Origin of the sequence: Agrobacterium sp. ST15.16.055, assembly GCF_027956555.1 — a bacterium.
GTDB lineage: Bacteria > Pseudomonadota > Alphaproteobacteria > Rhizobiales > Rhizobiaceae > Agrobacterium > Agrobacterium salinitolerans.
In genome coordinates, this window is sequence record NZ_JAQKGN010000003.1 from 1 (window position 1) to 16,893 (window position 16,893).

Sequence of the window (16,893 nt, forward strand, 5' to 3'; positions counted from 1 at the left end):
CGCCTGGGGATGAGGAAACGAGGCTCATCTTATCTCCCGTTCACCCGCAAAAGACGACAACAAAACGTCATCATCCCGAAAAAGAAAAAACCCGCCGAAAATATCGACGGGTTTGTCAGCGGTCTGAAGAAGCGGCCTTCGGGCCGCTTCTTTTTTATTGTCGTCCTGTCTATGGTTTATGTAGGGCATTGCGAGAGTCAGCAGGCGAGATCGGCCACCACGGCATCGAGAATGAGCATGCCTGATGGTGTGCAGCGCAGGCGGGAATTGCCGATCCTCTCCACGAAACCGTGCTGGAGAAGAAACTCTTCTTTTTCCGGGTCAAGGTCGCGGCCGGAAAGATCGCTCCAGCGGGCGAGGTCGATGCCCTCGCGCAGGCGAAGCCCCATCAGCAGCAATTCATCTGCCTGTTCATCGACACCGAGCAATTCCTGATCGACCATGCCATGGCCTTCCCGCTCTACTGTTTCGAGCCAGGTCTCGGGATGCCGCTCGGTGGCGGTGGCGAGCTTGGAAGCGCCACGCGTCAGGCGTCCATGCGCACCGGGGCCGATGCCGGCGTAATCGCCATAGCGCCAGTAGGTCAGGTTATGGCGGCTTTCGGCGCCGGGCCGGGCATGATTGGAAACCTCATAGGCGGGCATGCCGTAACGCTCGGTGATTTCCTGCGTCGCTTCATAAAGCACGGCCGAATGCTCGCCATCGGGCACGATGAGCTTGCCGGCCTTGTGGAGGCCATAAAAGGGCGTGCCTTCCTCGATCGTCAGCTGGTAGAGCGACAGATGGTCGACAGCATAGGAGACAGCCTCCTTCAGTTCGGCGTCCCATTCGGTCACCGTCTGGTTCGGGCGGGCATAGATGAGATCGAAGGACATGCGCGGAAAAATCTCCCGCGCCAGCCGGATGGCTTTCAAGGCATCGGCAACATCATGCAGGCGGCCAAGGAACTTCAGGTCGCGGTCGTTCAGCGCCTGCACGCCGAGCGAGACGCGATTGACGCCCGCCGCGCGGTAACCGCGAAAACGCTCCGCCTCGACGCTGGAAGGATTGGCTTCCATGGTGATCTCGATACCATCAGGCACATGCCAGAACCGCGCCACGCCATCCAGCAGCGCGCCAACAGTCTGCGGGTCCATCAGCGAGGGCGTACCACCGCCCATGAAAATGCTGGTGACGACGCGCGGGCCGCTCAGCGTCCGCATATGTTCCATTTCACGCAGGAAAGCCGCCGTAAACCGTTCCTGATCCACCGGCCGGTGGCGGACATGGCTGTTAAAGTCGCAATAGGGGCACTTGGCCGCGCAGAAGGGCCAATGCAGATAAATCCCGAAGCCGGGATCGCCCGTATCCGGCAGAAGCGATGCGCCGGGGGCAGAAAGTTGGTGCTCCCCGACCATCGGGTTCATGCCTCCAGGCAGGTTTCTACGAATTTCTTGAAGGCGCGGGCGCGGTGCGACAATGCAAAGGCGTCGCCATGTTTCCAGCCGTGTTTCTCATCCGCGCTCATTTCGCCGAATGTGGTCTCATATCCCTCGGGTTTAAAGATGGGATCATAACCGAAACCGCTCGTTCCGCGCGGCGGCCACACAACAGTGCCTTCCACCTCGCCACGGAAATATTCGACATGCCCGTCCGGCCAGGCGAGACACAGCACGCTGACGAAGCGGCCGGTGCGATCCTCCGGCTTCGAAGCTCCTCGCTCGGCCAGCGCATCCTCGACCTTCTGCATCGCCATGGCGAAATCGCGCGTCCCATCGGCCGTCTCCGCCCAATTGGCGGTATAGACACCCGGCGCACCGTCAAGCGCGTCGATAACAAGACCGGAATCGTCGGACAAGGCAGGCAGGCCTGATGCCTTCGCGGAGGCAAGCGCCTTGATGGCGGCATTTTCCTCAAATGTGGTGCCCGTCTCGTCCGGTTCTGAGAAGTTCAGCTCCGCCGCAGATTTGGCGGAGAAACCGAAAGGGCCGATCAGATCGGCGATTTCGGCGATCTTGCCCTTGTTATGGCTGGCGACAACGATCGTTCTGGTATCGAGCTTGCGCATGGTTCTTTCCCGTCGGCTCAGGCGATCGCCTGTTTCTGAAGGGCGACCAGTTCGCTGCAACCGGCCTTGGCGAGACCGAGTAGCGTCAGGAATTCTTCCTCGGAGAAGGGCGCGCCTTCAGCCGTTCCCTGAACCTCGACGATACCGCCCGAGCCGGTGATGACGAAATTGGCATCGGTTTCGGCCGAGGAATCTTCGAGATAGTCGAGATCGATCACCGGCTGGTTGGCGAAGATGCCGCAGGAGATCGCGGCGATATGGTCCTTCAGAACTTTCTCGACCTTGATCATGTTGCGGGTTTCCATCCATTTCAGGCAGTCATGCAGGGCAATCCATGCGCCGGTAATGGAGGCGGTGCGGGTGCCGCCATCGGCCTGGATGACGTCGCAGTCGATGCTGATCTGGCGCTCGCCGAGCGCCTGCAGGTCGACGACGGCGCGCAGCGAGCGGCCGATGAGGCGTTGGATTTCCTGTGTGCGTCCGCCCTGCTTGCCGGAAGCGGCCTCGCGCTTCATGCGTTCATGGGTGGAGCGCGGCAGCATGCCATATTCGGCGGTGACCCAGCCCTTGCCGCTGTTGCGGAGCCACGGTGGCGTCTTTTCTTCAAGGCTTGCGGTGACGAGCACATGCGTGTCGCCGAATTTCACGAGACAGGAGCCTTCGGCATGTTTCGAGAAATTGCGTTCGAAGGAAACCTTGCGCATCTGGTCGATTTTTCTGCCTGAAGGCCGCATATGATCCACTCTCCATGTTGGTCCCTGCCTTCTAAGGCGAGGTCCGGGCTTTTGCAAAGCCAATTTCCATTTTGCCGCGGCGTTGCAACGCATTATATTGATGCAAGCTGGTTTGAACGACAAAGAACGGACGAAATGGGTTTTTCCGCACCGCTATCACAAGATCAGGCATCGCTGCTGGATGAACGGTCTCGGGAAATTTTCCGGCGCATCGTCGAAGGTTACCTCGATACGGGCGAACCGCTCGGATCGCGCAGCCTGTCGCGACTTCTGCCGATGTCGCTTTCGCCTGCCTCCGTGCGCAATGTCATGAGCGATCTCGAGGAGCTCGGCCTCATTTATTCGCCGCATATCAGCGCCGGGCGTTTGCCCACGCAGACGGGATTGCGCTTCTTTGTTGATGCCTTCATGCAGGTGGGCGATCTGCCCGCCGAGGAGAGGGCTAGTATCGACCGCCAGATCGGGCCGGTCGCCGGTCACGAACAGTCGCTGGAAGGGTTGCTGACGGAAGCAAGCCGCATGCTTTCCGGCATGTCGCGTGGCGCCGGACTGGTGCTGACCGCCAAGAACGATGTCATCCTCAAACATGTGGAATTCATAAGGCTGGAGCCCACCAAGGCGCTCGCCGTGCTGGTGGGTGACCACAATCAGGTCGAAAACCGCATCATCGAATTGCCGGCCGGTATTTCCTCGTCGCAATTGACCGAGGCTGCGAATTTCATCAATGCTCATCTCTCCGGTCAGACGCTGCATGAATTGCGCGGTCAGTTTCAGGCGCAGCAGGCGGAACTGCAATCGGAACTCGGCATATTGGCGCAGGACCTCGTGGAACGTGGTCTTGCGGTGTGGGCGGGAGACAATGAAGAGGGCAAGCTCGGCCGTCTCATCGTTCGCGGTCGCTCCAACCTGCTCGAAGGCCTCGCCGGTGAAGAGGATATCGATCGGGTGCGCCTGCTGTTCGACGATCTGGAGCGTAAGGAAAATCTCATCGAAATCCTCAACCTTGCGGAAAGCGGCTCAGGCGTCAGGATTTTCATCGGCTCGGAAAACAAGTTGTTTTCGCTGTCCGGTTCGTCGCTGATCGTCGCGCCCTATCGTGACGAGGACAATCGTGTCGTGGGCGCGGTCGGCGTTATCGGCCCGACCCGGCTGAATTACGCCCGTATCGTGCCGATGGTGGATTATACCGCGCAGATCATGGCGCGCCTTTCCCGCAAGCAAAGATAGGACAGGCCCGCAAAGGTCAGAGAATGCGGCAAGCTTTTCGCCGCAAGCCTTGATTTTTGCCCGTCAAAGCTCGATATCGGGCGCAACCAACAATATTCAAATCTGGAGAACGTCATGACCGACGATACAAAAAAGCCCGGACCTGACGCGGACGTCGCGGAAGAGTTTGTCGATCCTGCCCTGGTAGGTGAAGAACAGGCCGAAACGGCAGAACCCGATCCGGTCGAGCTGCTCAAGGCTGAGAACGCCGATCTGCGCGATAAATTCCTTCGCCTTGCAGCCGAGATGGACAATCTTCGCCGTCGCACCGAGCGCGATGTCAAGGATGCCAAGGCCTATTCCCTGGCCGGTTTCGCACGCGACATGCTCGCCGTTTCCGATAATCTTCGCCGCGCGCTCGAAGCCATTCCCGATGAACTAAAGACCAACGGCGAAGCCGGTCTCAACGGTCTGATCGAAGGTGTCGAGATGACCGAACGCTCGATGCTGTCGACGCTGGAACGCCACGGCGTGAAGAAGATCGATGCCGAGGGCCAGAAATTCGATCCGAATTTCCATCAGGCCATGTTTGAGATTCCCAACACTAAGGTTCCAAACAACACCGTGTTGCAGGTGGTTCAGGCTGGTTTCACCATAGGCGATCGCGTCCTGCGTCCGGCGATGGTCGGCGTTGCCAAGGGCGGCCCGAAGGCGGACGTTGCAGCATCCTCTGAGCCGGGCACTTCGTCTCTCAATGAAAAGGACGCGTAAGGCTTCTGTCCTTACGTCATAAAAAACGCGCCTTCAGGGCGCGTTTTTTATTGCCGTTAAAACTAAGGCGGAACCCGCGATCAGGCCGCTGTTGCTTGCTCCTGATTGAGGAAAGCGTAGATTGCCGTGTCGGAATCGGTAGCGCGCAGTTTGGCGACCAGTTCAGGGTCGCGCAGGGCGCGTGCGATTCTGGACAAGGCCTTCAGATGATCCGCGCCGGCGCCCTCGGGCGCGAGCAGCAGGAAAACCAGGTCGACCGGTTGGTCGTCCAGCGCTTCGAAATCGACCGGTGTTTCAAGACGTGCGAAGACGCCGGTGATCTGATGGATGCTGTTGAGCTTGCCATGCGGAATGGCGATACCGTGGCCCACACCGGTGGAGCCGAGTTTCTCACGCTGGAGGATGACGTCGAAAACTTCCCGTTCCGAGACTCCGGTAATTCTGGCTGCCTTTGCGGCCAGCTCCTGAAGCAACTGCTTTTTGGAATTCACCTTGAGGGCGGGAATAATCGCATCTTGTTGCAGCAAATCTGCCAACGCCATTCTCTTTTTCCTTCATGCCATCGAGACGATGCAGGAGGCAGACTGCACTTTCGCGCCCTGCCTCCCACGTCTTGTCAGACTGTTCAGCTCTTGATCGTTTCCGCGTCGATCCAGCCAATATTGCCGTCATGACGCCGGTAAACGATGTTGAGATATTCCTTGCCCGGGCTGCGGAACAGCAGAACCGGTTCGTCCGTCATGTCGAGCGCCATCACGGCGCTGGCGACGGACATCGTCTTAATCTGTTTGGAACTCTCCGCAACGATGGTGGGTGCGTAATCGTCAGGAACCTCGTGGTCCTCATCGGGAACAGCATCCATCACCGTATAGGCGATTTCCTGCGACATGCCATTGGCGCCATTATGGTGGTCCTTAAGCTTGCGCTTGTAGCGGCGCAGGCGCTTCTCGATCCGCTCTGCGGCGGCATCGAAGCTCGCCTGCGGATCATTTGCCTGACCCGCCGCGTGCAATACAACGCCGGTATCGAGATGCAGCTTGCAATCGGCGGCAAAACGCGATCCGGATTTCTCCACGGTTACCTGGCCTGAATACCCCCCATCGAAGTATTTGGTAACCGCCAGACCTATATTGTCCTCGATCCGCTGCCGGAAAGATTCACCGATCTCCATATGTTTACCAGATACACGCACACTCATGGAAATTTTCCTTTTTGTAGTGATTTGCGAGTACCAGCTTACGTCAAGCCGCGCGCGCATCCAAGCGTTTCGAAGACCTTAAAAAGCCCTCATTCGAATTTTACGCCCATGGACGGTGGAGATGAATCCGTTACAAATGACCTTGCTGACGTGTGCGGCGGGCTTCTAGCCGCTGCCGTGGCAAGAGTCAATGGTGCGGCAAAAAACCGCCATAAACGTTCTTCGTGGCTACCGCTCAGAATACAGCCAGCTTGGCCAACGCCTTCTTTTCCCGACGCCTCTGCACGGAGGAGGGGATGTTCATCGCCTCCCGATATTTGGCGACGGTGCGCCGGGCGATATCGACGCCGCTCTTTTTCAGGTTGTCGACGATATCATCGTCTGAAAGAACCGCCTCGGCGGCTTCCTGCGCGATCATGGCCTTGATGCGGTGACGCACCGCTTCCGCCGAATGGCTGTCTCCGCCTTCCACGGCGCTGATCGAGACGCTGAAGAAATATTTCAGTTCGAACAGCCCGCGCGGCGTCAGCATGTATTTTTTGGTTGTCACCCGGCTGACGGTGGATTCATGCATCTTGATGGCGTCGGCCACCGTCTTGAGGTTCAGCGGGCGCAGCTGGTCGACACCATTGACGAGGAAGGCATCCTGCTGGCGAACGATTTCCGTCGCCACCTTCATGATCGTCCGGGCGCGCTGGTCGAGGCTGCGGGTCAGCCAATGGGCCGTTTGCATGCATTCGGCCAGAAAATCCTGATCCTCGCCCGCGCGCGCCTTATGTTTCGACACCTCGGCGAAGTAACTCTGGTTGATGAGCACGCGCGGCAGGGTCTCTGGATTGATTTCCACCAGCCAGCCGCCGGTGGAAGAGGGGCGAACGATAATATCGGGAACGATGGTCTCCGAAACCATCGAATCGTAACCGGCGCCGGGGCGGGGATTGAGCGTGCGGATTTCCGCCAGCATGTCGAGGAGATCTTCCTCATCGACGCCGCAGATTTTTTTCAAGGAGGCGAAGTCGCGTTTCGCCAGAAGTTCCAGATTGTCGACGAAAGCCCGCATGGCCGGGTCGAGCCGATCCTTCTGGGCAAGCTGGATCGACAGACATTCGCTTAAGGAACGGGAAAATACACCCGGTGGGTCGAAGCCCTGAAGCGTCTTCAGAACGTGTTCGACCGCCGATGGAGCCGCCCCCAGCCGTTCGGCGACGTCGTCGACGGCATCCGCCGCAATATAGCCGGTCTCGTCAAGCTGGCCGATCAGCGCATCGGCGATCATCCGGTCCTCGGCGGCGGATATGGCGAGCGGCAGTTGCTGATTGAGATGGTCGCCGAGGCTCTGTCTGGCCGCAACGAAATCGTCGAGATCGTAACTTTCTCCCGACTCCTGGCCGGGCATGGATTTCCATTGGCCGGCCAGTTCGGGCGCATCGGCCTTTCTGGGCTCGGCATCGTCGGGAAAGACGTTTTCAAAGCTGGTGTCAAGTTGCTCGCCGAGATTTGCGGCGCGGTCGCCGTACCAGTCGTCACTGTCTGACGTCACCGTGGCGGATCTCTCCGAACTTTCGCTATCGGCGTCGCCAAAACTTTCCGCGTCTACAGGTGTATCGCTGCTTAAATCGCCATCGTTTGCCGCAATTTCCAGCAGCGGATTGCGCTCTACCTCCTGCGCGATGAACTGCGTCAGCTCGAAATGCGTCATCTGAAGCAGCTGGATGGACTGCATCAGTTGCGGTGTCATCACGAGAGACTGGTTTTGACGCAGCAAAAGGCTGGCAGACAATGCCATGGCGGACGCGAAACTCCCCTTACAGCTTCTCCATCGTCTGATTTTCCAGAAATTTTACTGAGACGACAGGACTTGGCCCAAAAATTGCTTTTTTATTTTGTTTGGTCAAGCGTCAGGGCCGGGCGCGATGAAGAATCTTTCGCGTGCCGATCATGATGATTTAAAGCCGAAACGACCTGAAATCCTAAATCATGATATAGATCATATAATTAGAGCCGGATTTCAAGCAAAACCGCACACAGGCTTCGCCGTCCGGCTCCAGGTCTCAAAGGCTGAAATTATTGCCGAGATAGAGGCGGCGCACATCCGGATTGTTGACGATATCGTCCGGACGCCCATGCGTCAGCACTTCGCCGGCATGGATGATGTATGCGCGGTCGATGAGGCCGAGCGTTTCACGGACATTGTGGTCAGTCACGAGAACGCCGATGCCACGCGCTGTCAGGTGCCGCACCAGATTCTGGATATCGCTGACCGAAATCGGATCGACGCCCGCGAAGGGTTCATCCAGCAGCATGAAGGTCGGATCGGTCGCGAGCGCGCGGGCAATCTCCAGACGCCGCCGCTCGCCGCCCGAAAGCGCCACGGCCGGCGATTTCCGCAGTTGCGCGATATGAAACTCTTCCAGCAGCTCATCGAGCTTGCGGTTGCGCTTGGCCGCGTCCGGCTCATGCACTTCCAGTACGGCGCGGATGTTTTCCTCGACCGTCAATCCCCGGAAGATCGAAGCTTCCTGCGGCAGGTAACCGACGCCGAGACGGGCGCGCCTGTACATCGGCATGGTGGTGACGTCATTGCCGTTGATGGCGATCTTGCCGGTATCGACGGGCACCAGGCCCGTTATCATATAAAAACAGGTGGTTTTTCCGGCGCCGTTCGGGCCGAGCAGACCCACGGCTTCGCCACGGCGCACGACCAGCGAAACCCCGTTGACGACGCGGCGCGTATTATAGGTCTTCGTCAGACCATGCGCGATCAGCGTGCCCTGATAGGGGGTCTTGTCCACCGGCGAGGCTGCGTCCGCGGATCGATCGCGCCCGCCGCCGAATATCTTTGAGATCGAGGGTATCTTCACGAGGAAAGACTACTGTTTTTTCTGGGATTTCGGATCAAGCATGATCCGAACAGGGCCGCCGCAGCTTTCCAGCTTGGCCTGCCCCGTATTCATCAGCACGGTCAGCTTGCAGCCGGTGAAGACATTCGTACCTTCAGACAGCACGACCTGCTTGCCCGTCAGAATGAAGGTCTGCGCCGCCATGTCGAATTCACCGTGGTCGGCCGTGGCTTTCTGGGTCTCGGACGTCAGGTAGACATTATTGTCGACGAAGATTTTTTCGATATTGGCGTCGCCGCTGGTGAGCGAAGAACCCTCGCCCTTGTAATTCACCGTCATCTTGCCAGCCTGAAGGGTGGTCGTTCCCTGCACCACTTTCACATTGCCGGTGAAATAGGCCTTGCGCTCCTGATCGCGAATCTCGAGCTGATCGCTTTCAATCGCGATAGGCTGGTCGCCGGAGAGTTTGACGCCCTGCATGTTGCTGGTGGTGTTCTGGGCGAAGGCCACAGTTGCAAGACACGAAAGAACAAGACCTGCGGCTGCAAGGCCGGCGGATTTGCCGAGGGAAACGGGACGGGAAATTTGCATCATCTGGACCGGGCTCTCACTTGCCTTCATTCTTGATATTGGATGCAGCGATACGTGCCCGTACCTGCCCCGAAAATGTAATTGTTTTGCCATTATCGGCGATGTCAATCGATTGCGCAACAATCGAGCCGTCGTTTGTTTTGATCGAAACCGGCTCTTTGCTGCTCATTTTTCCGGCCTTCAGATCGACATCCGCAGACTGGAACTTCGCTTGTATGCCATTGCTGAGATTGATGTCAAAAGGCGCAGTCATCTTCAGCGTGTTGGTCGCCCGGTCGAAAATGCCTTCCTGGGCGATCACCTGCGCAACACTGTCGTTTACCGGCACTGCCGCCAGAACCTTTTCAAGCGTCATGAGATTGGGGTTGGCGATGTCCTGCAACGCACGGTCGGCGTTCATGGAATAATCGATCCCCTTCTCGTTGCGGCCGGCGACAGCAGGCTTTTCCATCACGATCTTGCCGTCTTCAATTCGTGCGCTCTCAAGAGAGACTTCGTCGGGGGCCCAGGTTCGGATAACCGAAACCGCGATGAAGGCGAGCGAAATGATTGCCGCGCCGAGCGGCAGAATGATCTTCAGCCGCTTCACGCGCGTGGAATGCCGCAGCGCGGTGTCATAGGCGCCGTTCTGGTCATTGCGCGGCGAAAATGCTGGCGCGGGTTCGCGGAGTCTTTCGAGCATAAGAGCGGGTCCGGAATGCCTCTAGGGCGCCATAATGGCGCATCATCGAAGCTTGTGTCTCTATCTAAATGTCTTTGGCATGTGTGCTTTGTCCTGCCAATATGGTTTTTGTCTGGATAGGTGCAAGGGAAATGCGAATTTTATCTTAATTCTGGTTTCCTTATTGTTTCCTTGCGGCTTCGCGTTAGAAGAACCATATGGCCTGAAGCGCAAAAGCGGATGACAGGGGTTTTTATGGACAACATGGCGATAGCGGATCGCAGGCGGTTGCGCCGCAAGCTGAGTTTCTGGCGGATTGCCGCCGTTCTGCTGCTTGTCGCCGGCGCTTTCGGTCTTTACCGGTTTTTATGGGATGGACCGCAGCAAAGTGCGAAGCCTCATATTGCCCGTGTCGAGGTTTCCGGCCTGATCACCGACAATACCGAACTGCTTGAGCGGCTCGACAAGATCGCAAGGAGCGAGAATGTCAAAGGGCTGATCGTGTCGATTTCCTCGCCAGGCGGCACCACCTATGGCGGGGAGCGCATCTTCAAGGCTATCAGAGGTGTGGCCGAAAAGAAGCCGGTTGTGTCCGATGTCCGCACGCTTGCCGCTTCCGCCGGTTATATGATCGCATCGGCAGGCGATGTCATCATTGCCGGTGAAACCTCGATCACCGGCTCGATCGGGGTGATTTTCCAATACCCCCAGATCGGCCAGCTGATGGACAAGCTCGGCGTCTCGCTGCAGGAAATCAAGTCGTCACCGATGAAGGCCGAGCCTTCGCCTTTCCATGAGGCGCCCGAAGAGGCAAAGACCATGATCCGCGCCATGGTGATGGACAGCTACGGCTGGTTTGTCGATCTCGTTGCCGACCGTCGCAAATTGCCGCGCGAGGACGTGCTGAAACTGGCGGACGGATCAATTTACACCGGCCGGCAGGCGCTTGCCAACAAGCTCGTCGATACGCTCGGCGGCGAAAAGGAAATTCGCAGCTATTTCGAAACACGCGGTGTTGCCAAGGATTTACCGATCGTCGAATGGCGCGCGCCGTCATCCCGTTCGCCTTTTGCGCTTTTTAGTGTTGCGCAAATAGCGAAACTTCTGGGATATGACGATTTAATTCCCTTCGCAGGCCCCAGCCAGCTCGGTGCGGACAAGTTGTTTCTTGACGGTCTTGTTTCCGTTTGGCAGGTTGAGCCGCGTTAAAAATCCAATTCTTTCAGGGGGCAACCGTGATCAAGTCTGAACTGGTGCAGATCGTTGCTGCGCGTAACCCGCACCTTTATCACCGTGACGTGGAAAACATCGTCAACGCGGTGCTGGATGAAATCACCGATGCCCTGGCGGCAGGAAATCGCGTCGAGCTTCGTGGTTTCGGCGCATTTTCGGTGAAGAACCGTCCGTCCCGCTCGGGCCGGAACCCGCGTACGGGTGAGTCGGTTTTCGTCGAGGAAAAATGGGTGCCTTTCTTTAAAACGGGCAAGGAACTGCGCGAGCGCCTGAACCCGGGTATGGGCGACGAAGAGGACGATTGATCGTTCTTGACGCCGGGCGACTGAAAAGGAGCCTGCGAAACGCCCGCAGCGATGGAGTATTGTCGGATGTCGAAAAAAATCATCAACCTCATCATCCTGCTTCCACTGGCGATCATCCTCGTCATCCTGTGCGTGGCCAATCGTCAGTCGGTAACCCTGGCGCTCAATCCGTTCCGGCCGGAAGACGGCGTTCTGTCCTTCACCGCGCCGTTTTTTGTTTTCCTGTTTCTGGCGGTCATTTTTGGCGTTCTCATGGGCTCGGCGGCCACATGGTTTGCGCAGGGCAAACATCGCAAACGTGCCCGTATCGAAGCAAAAGAGGCCGTTCGCTGGCACGATGAGGCGAACCGCCAGAAGGCGGCCACCACAGGGCAACTGCCGCATGCGGGACAACTCCCGGCAAAGTGATGGTGCCGACAGTCGCTGCGGCTCTAGTCGAGCGGCGTGCGGAATGCTATTTGCTGGCGCAATAAGACGCGGGCAGAAGCGGAAAGATTTCCATTGAAGAAAAAAGACAGCCGGCCGGGCAATCGTGCGCGTGCCGGGAGCGAAAAAAAACAGGTCCATGCCGCAAAGCCGGCGCGGCGCACGGATACGGCGCCGAAGAAGCGCGAGCCGGACGCAGTCCGCAGCGTGCCGAAACCTGCGCCAAGGGAAAAGGCCATTCCGGTGGCGGCCGTTGAACAGGTGCCCGCGCGGCCCCTCAAGCATCGCACCGGTGAACTGCCAGCGGAACAGGTTCCTGTCATTCTGGAATCGAGCGGCGCGGGTGATTTTCACCTGATCGACAGCGGTAACGGCCTGAAGCTCGAACAATATGGCGATTACCGCATCGTTCGCCCCGAGGCGCAGGCTCTCTGGAAGCCTTCGATCCCGGACCGCGTATGGCAGAATGCCGATGCTGTCTTTACCGGCGATACGGATGAGGATGGCATGGGCCGCTGGCGCTTCCCGAAGGCGGCGCTCGGCGAAACCTGGCCCCTTTCCCTGCTTGGCATCGAATTTCTCGGCCGCTTCACGGCCTTTCGTCATGTCGGCGTCTTTCCGGAACAGATCGTGCATTGGGAATGGCTGAAACATGCCGTCGAAAAGGCCGATCGCCCGCTGAAAGTGCTGAACCTCTTCGGTTATACCGGCGTCGCGTCGCTGGTCGCGGCGGCCGCAGGCGCTGAAGTCACCCATGTCGATGCTTCCAAGAAGGCGATTGGCTGGGCCAAGGAAAATCAGGCGCTTGCCGGGCTCGAGCAGGCGCCGATCCGCTGGATTTGTGAAGACGCGATGAAGTTCATCCAGCGTGAGGAACGCCGGGGCAGCAGCTACGACATCATCCTCACCGACCCGCCGAAATTCGGCCGCGGCACCCATGGCGAAGTCTGGCAATTATTCGACCATCTGCCGCTGATGCTGGATATCTGCCGCGAAATCCTGTCGCCCAAGGCGCTCGGCCTTGTGCTGACGGCCTATTCGATCAGGGCCAGCTTCTATTCGATGCATGAGCTGATGCGTGAAACCATGCGCGGTGCCGGCGGTGTCGTCGCGTCCGGCGAACTCGTTATTCGCGAGGCCGGGCTTGATGGCAAGACGCCGGGCCGTGTGCTGTCCACATCGCTGTTCAGCCGCTGGGAGCCGAAATGATGAAAGATATGCGCGAAAATACCACGCGCCGCGTTGGCCAGGTCAAGGAAGTGACCAGCCTTGCCAATCCCATCATCAAGGACATCAAGGCGCTCACACAGAAAAAGGGCAGGGAAGAGACCGGCACCTTCATGGCAGAAGGCCTGAAGCTGGTCATTGACGCGCTCGAACTGGGCTGGACGATCAAGACGCTGGTTTACGCAAAGGCCGCCAAGGGCAAGCCGCTGGTGGAGCAGGCGGCGGTCAAAACGGTCGCGTCGGGCGGACTGGTTCTCGAAGTCAGTGAAAAGGTCATCGCCTCGATCACCCGCCGCGACAATCCGCAGATGGTCGTCGGTATTTTTGAACAGAAATGGAAACCGCTGAAGGAGATCCGCCCGGAAAAGGGCGAGACCTACATCGCGCTCGACCGGGTTCGCGATCCCGGTAATCTGGGCACCATCATCCGCACTGCCGATGCGGCGGGTGCTTCGGGCGTCATTCTTGTCGGCGACTGCACCGATCCGTTTTCGCTGGAAACGGTGCGCGCCACCATGGGGTCGGTCTTCGCCACGCCCGTCGCCCGCGCTTCGGCCGAGGAATTCCTGTCCTGGAAAAAATCGGCGCAGGTCAGCGTCGTAGCCACCCATCTGGCCGGTTCGGTGGACTATCGAAAGATCGACTACGCCGGAAAGCCGGTCGTGCTCTTGATGGGCAACGAACAATCCGGCCTGCCGCCGGAACTCGCCGGCAAGGCCGACCAGTTGGCGCGCATTCCCCAGCAGGGCCGCGCCGACAGCCTCAATCTCGCCATCGCAACCGCCGTCATGCTGTTTGAGGCGCGGCGACATCTCCTCCAACTCGCACCGGTGACGTAATGGCCAAAGCGGCATTGTTCTCGAAAATCGGCCCGGCTTTCGCGTTGATCGCCGCCGCGCTGGTGCTGGACCAGATCGTCAAGCAGCTGGTCGAAGCCTATCTGCCGCTGCAGGAGATGGTTCCCGTTGTCCCGTTCCTGGCGCTTTATCGCACCTACAATCTCGGCGTGGCCTTTTCGATGCTGGAGGACATGCACGGCTGGTTCATCGTCAGCATGCGGCTCGTCATCGTGGTCTTCGTCTTGTGGTTGTGGCGAAAGACGGCGGAGGACCGTACCTTTGCCCATCTCGGTTTCGCCTTCATCATCGCAGGTGCTGCCGGCAATCTGCTCGACCGTTTTTTTTACGGCCATGTCATCGACTATATCCTGTTCCACACGCAGACATGGTCTTTCGCAGTCTTCAATCTGGCTGACAGTTTCATAACCATCGGCGCAGCCTGCGTCATTCTCGACGAGTTTTTGCACGCCCGGACGGCTAAAAAGTAAAATTTTAGGGTTTCAGCCAAACATATCAAAACCGCTGCCGTGGTAGCGGTTGCCTATGAGCGAACTGACAAGACTTCGTCAAAAAGTTTCAGATGATCTGGGCCTGACCGCGACGGCGGCGCAGCCGGCGGATCGTGTCGAGGCAATAACGCGCCATGCGGATGAAGAACATGCGCCCGATGCCAGATCGATCGCATTCTATGTCGCCGTGTCGTTATCGCTCGGGGCTTTTTCCGCCGCCTTGATTGCGCTTGCCATGCCTTACGCGGTTACCGTCGCGCTGGCGACCTTGTTTGGCGCCGTGCTCGTCGGCGTCCTGCTCTACGCGCTCTTCGGCGAAACTTCCCGGCATCCCGCTGCGCTGGATGAAGGTTCCGATCTCCGGCTGAGACAAGCGCAAAACCGCTCGCTGATTGCCGAAATGCAGGAATTCATGGGTGATATCGTCGTGGTCCGCGACATGAACCGGCGCATTGTCGAGGCGAACGGGGTCTTTCGGGAAATCACCGGCTGCGCCGCGCCCGAAGGGCTCAGCTGCGAGGAAATCGGCATCGCTTTCCGTCCGGGCGACAAGGTCCATGCTTATGATGTGGAGATAGCGACCCCGTTCGGCCAGCGCATCTTTTCCTGGCATGATGTCGTGACCCGCGATCTGGCAAGCAGCCGTCTTCTCATCAGCAGCATTGCCCGGGATGTGACCGAGGAGCGGCTTGCGCTGGCCGAAAGGGAAGACGCCAGGCTGCGCGCCGAACAGGCCGATGCTGAAAAAGCGCGGCTGCTTGCAACGGTAAGCCATGAAATCCGCCTGCCGCTTTCCGGTATGCTGGGCATGAACCATCTTCTGTCGAAGACGAGGCTCAACGAAGAGCAGCGAAATTATCTCGATGGCATGCGCCAATCCGGCCAGTCGCTGGTGCAGCTTGTCGAGGATCTTCTGGATTATTCGACCATGGAGGCCGGCCGCTTCAGGCTCAATCCGCGCGCGGAAAACCTGCGCCGGCTGATCGAGAGCATCGTCGAGATGCTGGCCCATCGCGCCCATGAAAAAGGCATAGAGATCACCTCTTTCGTCGCGCCGAATGTGCCTGATCATCTCGATTTTGATCCGGCGAGGCTACGTCAGGTCCTCTTCAATCTCCTCGGCAATGCCGTCAAATTCACGCAGGAAGGCGGCGTCGTCATCCGGGCGCGCATGTCCGACGACGAGTTGCACATCACCGTCGAAGATACCGGCCCGGGCATGAGCCGGGCGGAACAGACCCGTATTTTCGGGGAATTCGAACAGGCAGGCCCTTTGTCGCAACGAAGCGCCGGTACGGGCCTCGGACTTGCGATTTCCGCCCGTATCGTGCGGGAATTCGGCGGCCGTCTCACGGTCTCGAGCCGCAAGAGCAAGGGCAGTACTTTCAAACTGGCGTTTCGCCCGGCGGGCGCCCCTGCCGAAATGGCGGATCCAGGACGGCGTCATTGCCTGAGGCATACAAATGTCCTGCTCATCGCACCAAAAGGCGTGGCGGCGGCGGTGACGATGGAGGCGATCGAGGCTTTCGGCGGTCGATGCACGCTCATTCATCAGCCTGAGGATCTGGAAGAACTGAGGAAGGGGTCTGCCACGCGGCCGGTCGAGCTTACCGATATCATCGTCGACCAGCGCAGTTCGCCGCTGTTCAGGGATGCCCTGAAAGATTGGCCGCAGCAGAATGTCCGCCGCACGCTGTTGGTCAGCCCCGAAGAGCGGCCGTCGACCATGCATGTGGCCTTCGATGCCTGGTTGATTCGGCCGTTGCGGGAAAAATCCCTGATCGACGTCCTGTGCGGCCGTCTGCGCGGCATTGAGCGGCGCGACGCCATAAACGACAACCACCCGGATGTGGGTTTTTCTTCGCGGGTGACGGAAGGGGGGAGCGGTATCGAGATACTCGTTGCCGAAGATGATGCCGTCAATCAGCGCATCATTCGCGTCGTTCTGGAAAAAGGCGGCTACATCGTCCGCGCTGTCGAGGACTTTGAAGCGTTGCGGCAATCTGTGGAGCCGGGGGCATCCCGCCTCCCTGATCTCATCGTCTCAGATCTCAACATGCCGGGCGGCGAGGGGCTCAATGTTCTTCCCGAGCTTCTCCATACGCTGAAGGGCGAAAGAAATATTCCCGTCATCGTGCTCAGCGCAGATGCGAGTGACGCAACCGCCGAAATCCTGCTGAAGGCTGGTGTCGGCGCGGTTTTGGCCAAGCCTGCCGATCCGCGACGGCTGATTGAGGAAATTCGCCGCCTGGTGGGGGTGAAACGGCTGTCGCTGTCATAACTTGACAGACTCGCACTGGCGGCGT

19 protein-coding genes are annotated in these 16,893 nt (G+C 58.6%); 10 read left to right on the top strand and 9 right to left on the bottom strand.

What is annotated here, in order from left to right; all coding sequences use genetic code 11:
* On the top strand, window positions 1-245 hold a 245-nt coding region (locus tag PL599_RS06000), incomplete at its 5' end, for a hypothetical protein (protein ID WP_271358941.1).
* Here the strand turns inward: PL599_RS06000 and hemW are convergent.
* The 3 genes from hemW to rph are packed head-to-tail and all read right to left on the bottom strand — an operon-like array spanning window position 198 to window position 2,781.
* A complete protein-coding gene (gene hemW / locus PL599_RS06005; RefSeq protein ID WP_269825319.1) occupies window positions 198-1,397 on the bottom strand; it encodes a radical SAM family heme chaperone HemW in 1,200 nt (399 codons plus the stop codon). The genes PL599_RS06000 and hemW overlap by 48 nt on opposite strands.
* A 5-nt stretch (window positions 1,398-1,402) precedes the next feature.
* A complete protein-coding gene (gene rdgB, locus PL599_RS06010) occupies window positions 1,403-2,047 on the bottom strand; it encodes an RdgB/HAM1 family non-canonical purine NTP pyrophosphatase (protein WP_191217359.1) in 645 nt (214 codons plus the stop codon).
* 17 nt (window positions 2,048-2,064) lie between these two features.
* Window positions 2,065-2,781 (bottom strand): ribonuclease PH, encoded by a 717-nt coding sequence (gene rph / locus PL599_RS06015; protein ID WP_269825317.1) that lies wholly within the window; start codon window positions 2,779-2,781, stop codon window positions 2,065-2,067.
* Window positions 2,782-2,916: 135 nt separating this feature from the next.
* Here rph and hrcA point away from each other — a divergent pair, with 135 nt between their 5' ends.
* Window positions 2,917-4,008: a heat-inducible transcriptional repressor HrcA gene (gene hrcA / locus PL599_RS06020; RefSeq protein ID WP_142914203.1), complete on the top strand. Its 1,092-nt coding sequence runs from the start codon at window positions 2,917-2,919 to the stop codon at window positions 4,006-4,008.
* A 114-nt stretch (window positions 4,009-4,122) separates the two neighbouring features.
* A complete protein-coding gene (grpE, locus tag PL599_RS06025) occupies window positions 4,123-4,758 on the top strand; it encodes a nucleotide exchange factor GrpE (RefSeq protein WP_077984404.1) in 636 nt (211 codons plus the stop codon).
* Between the two features lie 80 nt (window positions 4,759-4,838).
* Here the strand turns inward: grpE and ptsN are convergent, their stop codons facing one another.
* From ptsN to lptC, 6 genes are all read right to left on the bottom strand, one after another.
* Complete coding sequence (gene ptsN / locus PL599_RS06030) at window positions 4,839-5,300, bottom strand: PTS IIA-like nitrogen regulatory protein PtsN (RefSeq protein WP_003503792.1); 462 nt, start codon at window positions 5,298-5,300, stop codon at window positions 4,839-4,841.
* An 83-nt stretch (window positions 5,301-5,383) separates the two neighbouring features.
* Entirely contained in the window at window positions 5,384-5,956 is a 573-nt protein-coding gene (gene hpf, locus PL599_RS06035) for a ribosome hibernation-promoting factor, HPF/YfiA family (RefSeq protein ID WP_077984405.1), read from the bottom strand.
* Window positions 5,957-6,191: 235 nt separating this feature from the next.
* Complete coding sequence (rpoN, locus tag PL599_RS06040) at window positions 6,192-7,742, bottom strand: RNA polymerase factor sigma-54 (RefSeq protein WP_142914204.1); 1,551 nt, start codon at window positions 7,740-7,742, stop codon at window positions 6,192-6,194.
* Between the two features lie 265 nt (window positions 7,743-8,007).
* Entirely contained in the window at window positions 8,008-8,793 is a 786-nt protein-coding gene (lptB, locus tag PL599_RS06045) for an LPS export ABC transporter ATP-binding protein (protein WP_373692769.1), read from the bottom strand.
* A gap of 33 nt (window positions 8,794-8,826) precedes the next feature.
* On the bottom strand, window positions 8,827-9,390 hold the full coding sequence (locus tag PL599_RS06050; protein WP_077984408.1) for an LptA/OstA family protein: 564 nt from the start codon (window positions 9,388-9,390) through the stop codon (window positions 8,827-8,829).
* 13 nt (window positions 9,391-9,403) lie between these two features.
* On the bottom strand, window positions 9,404-10,069 hold the full coding sequence (gene lptC, locus PL599_RS06055) for an LPS export ABC transporter periplasmic protein LptC (RefSeq protein WP_269825316.1): 666 nt from the start codon (window positions 10,067-10,069) through the stop codon (window positions 9,404-9,406).
* Between the two features lie 234 nt (window positions 10,070-10,303).
* Here lptC and sppA point away from each other — a divergent pair, with 234 nt between their 5' ends.
* The 7 genes from sppA (at window position 10,304) to PL599_RS06090 (ending at window position 16,868) form a co-directional block, all read left to right on the top strand.
* Window positions 10,304-11,257: a signal peptide peptidase SppA gene (gene sppA / locus PL599_RS06060; protein ID WP_137410944.1), complete on the top strand. Its 954-nt coding sequence runs from the start codon at window positions 10,304-10,306 to the stop codon at window positions 11,255-11,257.
* 2 nt (window positions 11,258-11,259) lie between these two features.
* Window positions 11,260-11,586 carry an integration host factor subunit beta gene (locus tag PL599_RS06065; protein WP_219256707.1) on the top strand — a complete coding sequence of 109 codons (327 nt, stop codon included), beginning with the start codon at window positions 11,260-11,262 and terminating at the stop codon, window positions 11,584-11,586.
* Between the two features lie 66 nt (window positions 11,587-11,652).
* Window positions 11,653-11,994 carry a LapA family protein gene (locus tag PL599_RS06070; protein ID WP_162520623.1) on the top strand — a complete coding sequence of 114 codons (342 nt, stop codon included), beginning with the start codon at window positions 11,653-11,655 and terminating at the stop codon, window positions 11,992-11,994.
* Between the two features lie 93 nt (window positions 11,995-12,087).
* Window positions 12,088-13,221, top strand: coding sequence for a class I SAM-dependent methyltransferase (locus PL599_RS06075; RefSeq protein ID WP_269825315.1), 1,134 nt, complete (start codon window positions 12,088-12,090; stop codon window positions 13,219-13,221).
* A complete protein-coding gene (locus PL599_RS06080; RefSeq protein ID WP_077984412.1) occupies window positions 13,218-14,078 on the top strand; it encodes a TrmH family RNA methyltransferase in 861 nt (286 codons plus the stop codon). The genes PL599_RS06075 and PL599_RS06080 overlap by 4 nt, the downstream gene beginning before the upstream one ends.
* The gene (gene lspA / locus PL599_RS06085) at window positions 14,078-14,566 is read left to right on the top strand and encodes a signal peptidase II (RefSeq protein WP_077984413.1); all 489 of its coding nucleotides are present in this window, start codon (window positions 14,078-14,080) and stop codon (window positions 14,564-14,566) included. The genes PL599_RS06080 and lspA overlap by 1 nt, the downstream gene beginning before the upstream one ends.
* A gap of 55 nt (window positions 14,567-14,621) precedes the next feature.
* Window positions 14,622-16,868 carry a hybrid sensor histidine kinase/response regulator gene (locus PL599_RS06090; protein WP_269825314.1) on the top strand — a complete coding sequence of 749 codons (2,247 nt, stop codon included), beginning with the start codon at window positions 14,622-14,624 and terminating at the stop codon, window positions 16,866-16,868.
* Window positions 16,869-16,893 lie beyond the last annotated feature (25 nt).

Coding starts and splice junctions, on each gene's coding strand:
- hemW (WP_269825319.1), bottom strand. CDS start 1,397: ATGGTCGGGGAGCACCAACTTTCTGCCCCCGGCGCATCGCTTCTGCCG.
- rdgB (WP_191217359.1), bottom strand. CDS start 2,047: ATGCGCAAGCTCGATACCAGAACGATCGTTGTCGCCAGCCATAACAAG.
- rph (WP_269825317.1), bottom strand. CDS start 2,781: ATGCGGCCTTCAGGCAGAAAAATCGACCAGATGCGCAAGGTTTCCTTC.
- hrcA (WP_142914203.1), top strand. CDS start 2,917: ATGGGTTTTTCCGCACCGCTATCACAAGATCAGGCATCGCTGCTGGAT.
- grpE (WP_077984404.1), top strand. CDS start 4,123: ATGACCGACGATACAAAAAAGCCCGGACCTGACGCGGACGTCGCGGAA.
- ptsN (WP_003503792.1), bottom strand. CDS start 5,300: ATGGCGTTGGCAGATTTGCTGCAACAAGATGCGATTATTCCCGCCCTC.
- hpf (WP_077984405.1), bottom strand. CDS start 5,956: ATGAGTGTGCGTGTATCTGGTAAACATATGGAGATCGGTGAATCTTTC.
- rpoN (WP_142914204.1), bottom strand. CDS start 7,742: ATGGCATTGTCTGCCAGCCTTTTGCTGCGTCAAAACCAGTCTCTCGTG.
- PL599_RS06050 (WP_077984408.1), bottom strand. CDS start 9,390: ATGATGCAAATTTCCCGTCCCGTTTCCCTCGGCAAATCCGCCGGCCTT.
- lptC (WP_269825316.1), bottom strand. CDS start 10,069: ATGCTCGAAAGACTCCGCGAACCCGCGCCAGCATTTTCGCCGCGCAAT.
- sppA (WP_137410944.1), top strand. CDS start 10,304: ATGGACAACATGGCGATAGCGGATCGCAGGCGGTTGCGCCGCAAGCTG.
- PL599_RS06070 (WP_162520623.1), top strand. CDS start 11,653: ATGTCGAAAAAAATCATCAACCTCATCATCCTGCTTCCACTGGCGATC.
- PL599_RS06080 (WP_077984412.1), top strand. CDS start 13,218: ATGATGAAAGATATGCGCGAAAATACCACGCGCCGCGTTGGCCAGGTC.
- lspA (WP_077984413.1), top strand. CDS start 14,078: ATGGCCAAAGCGGCATTGTTCTCGAAAATCGGCCCGGCTTTCGCGTTG.
- PL599_RS06090 (WP_269825314.1), top strand. CDS start 14,622: ATGAGCGAACTGACAAGACTTCGTCAAAAAGTTTCAGATGATCTGGGC.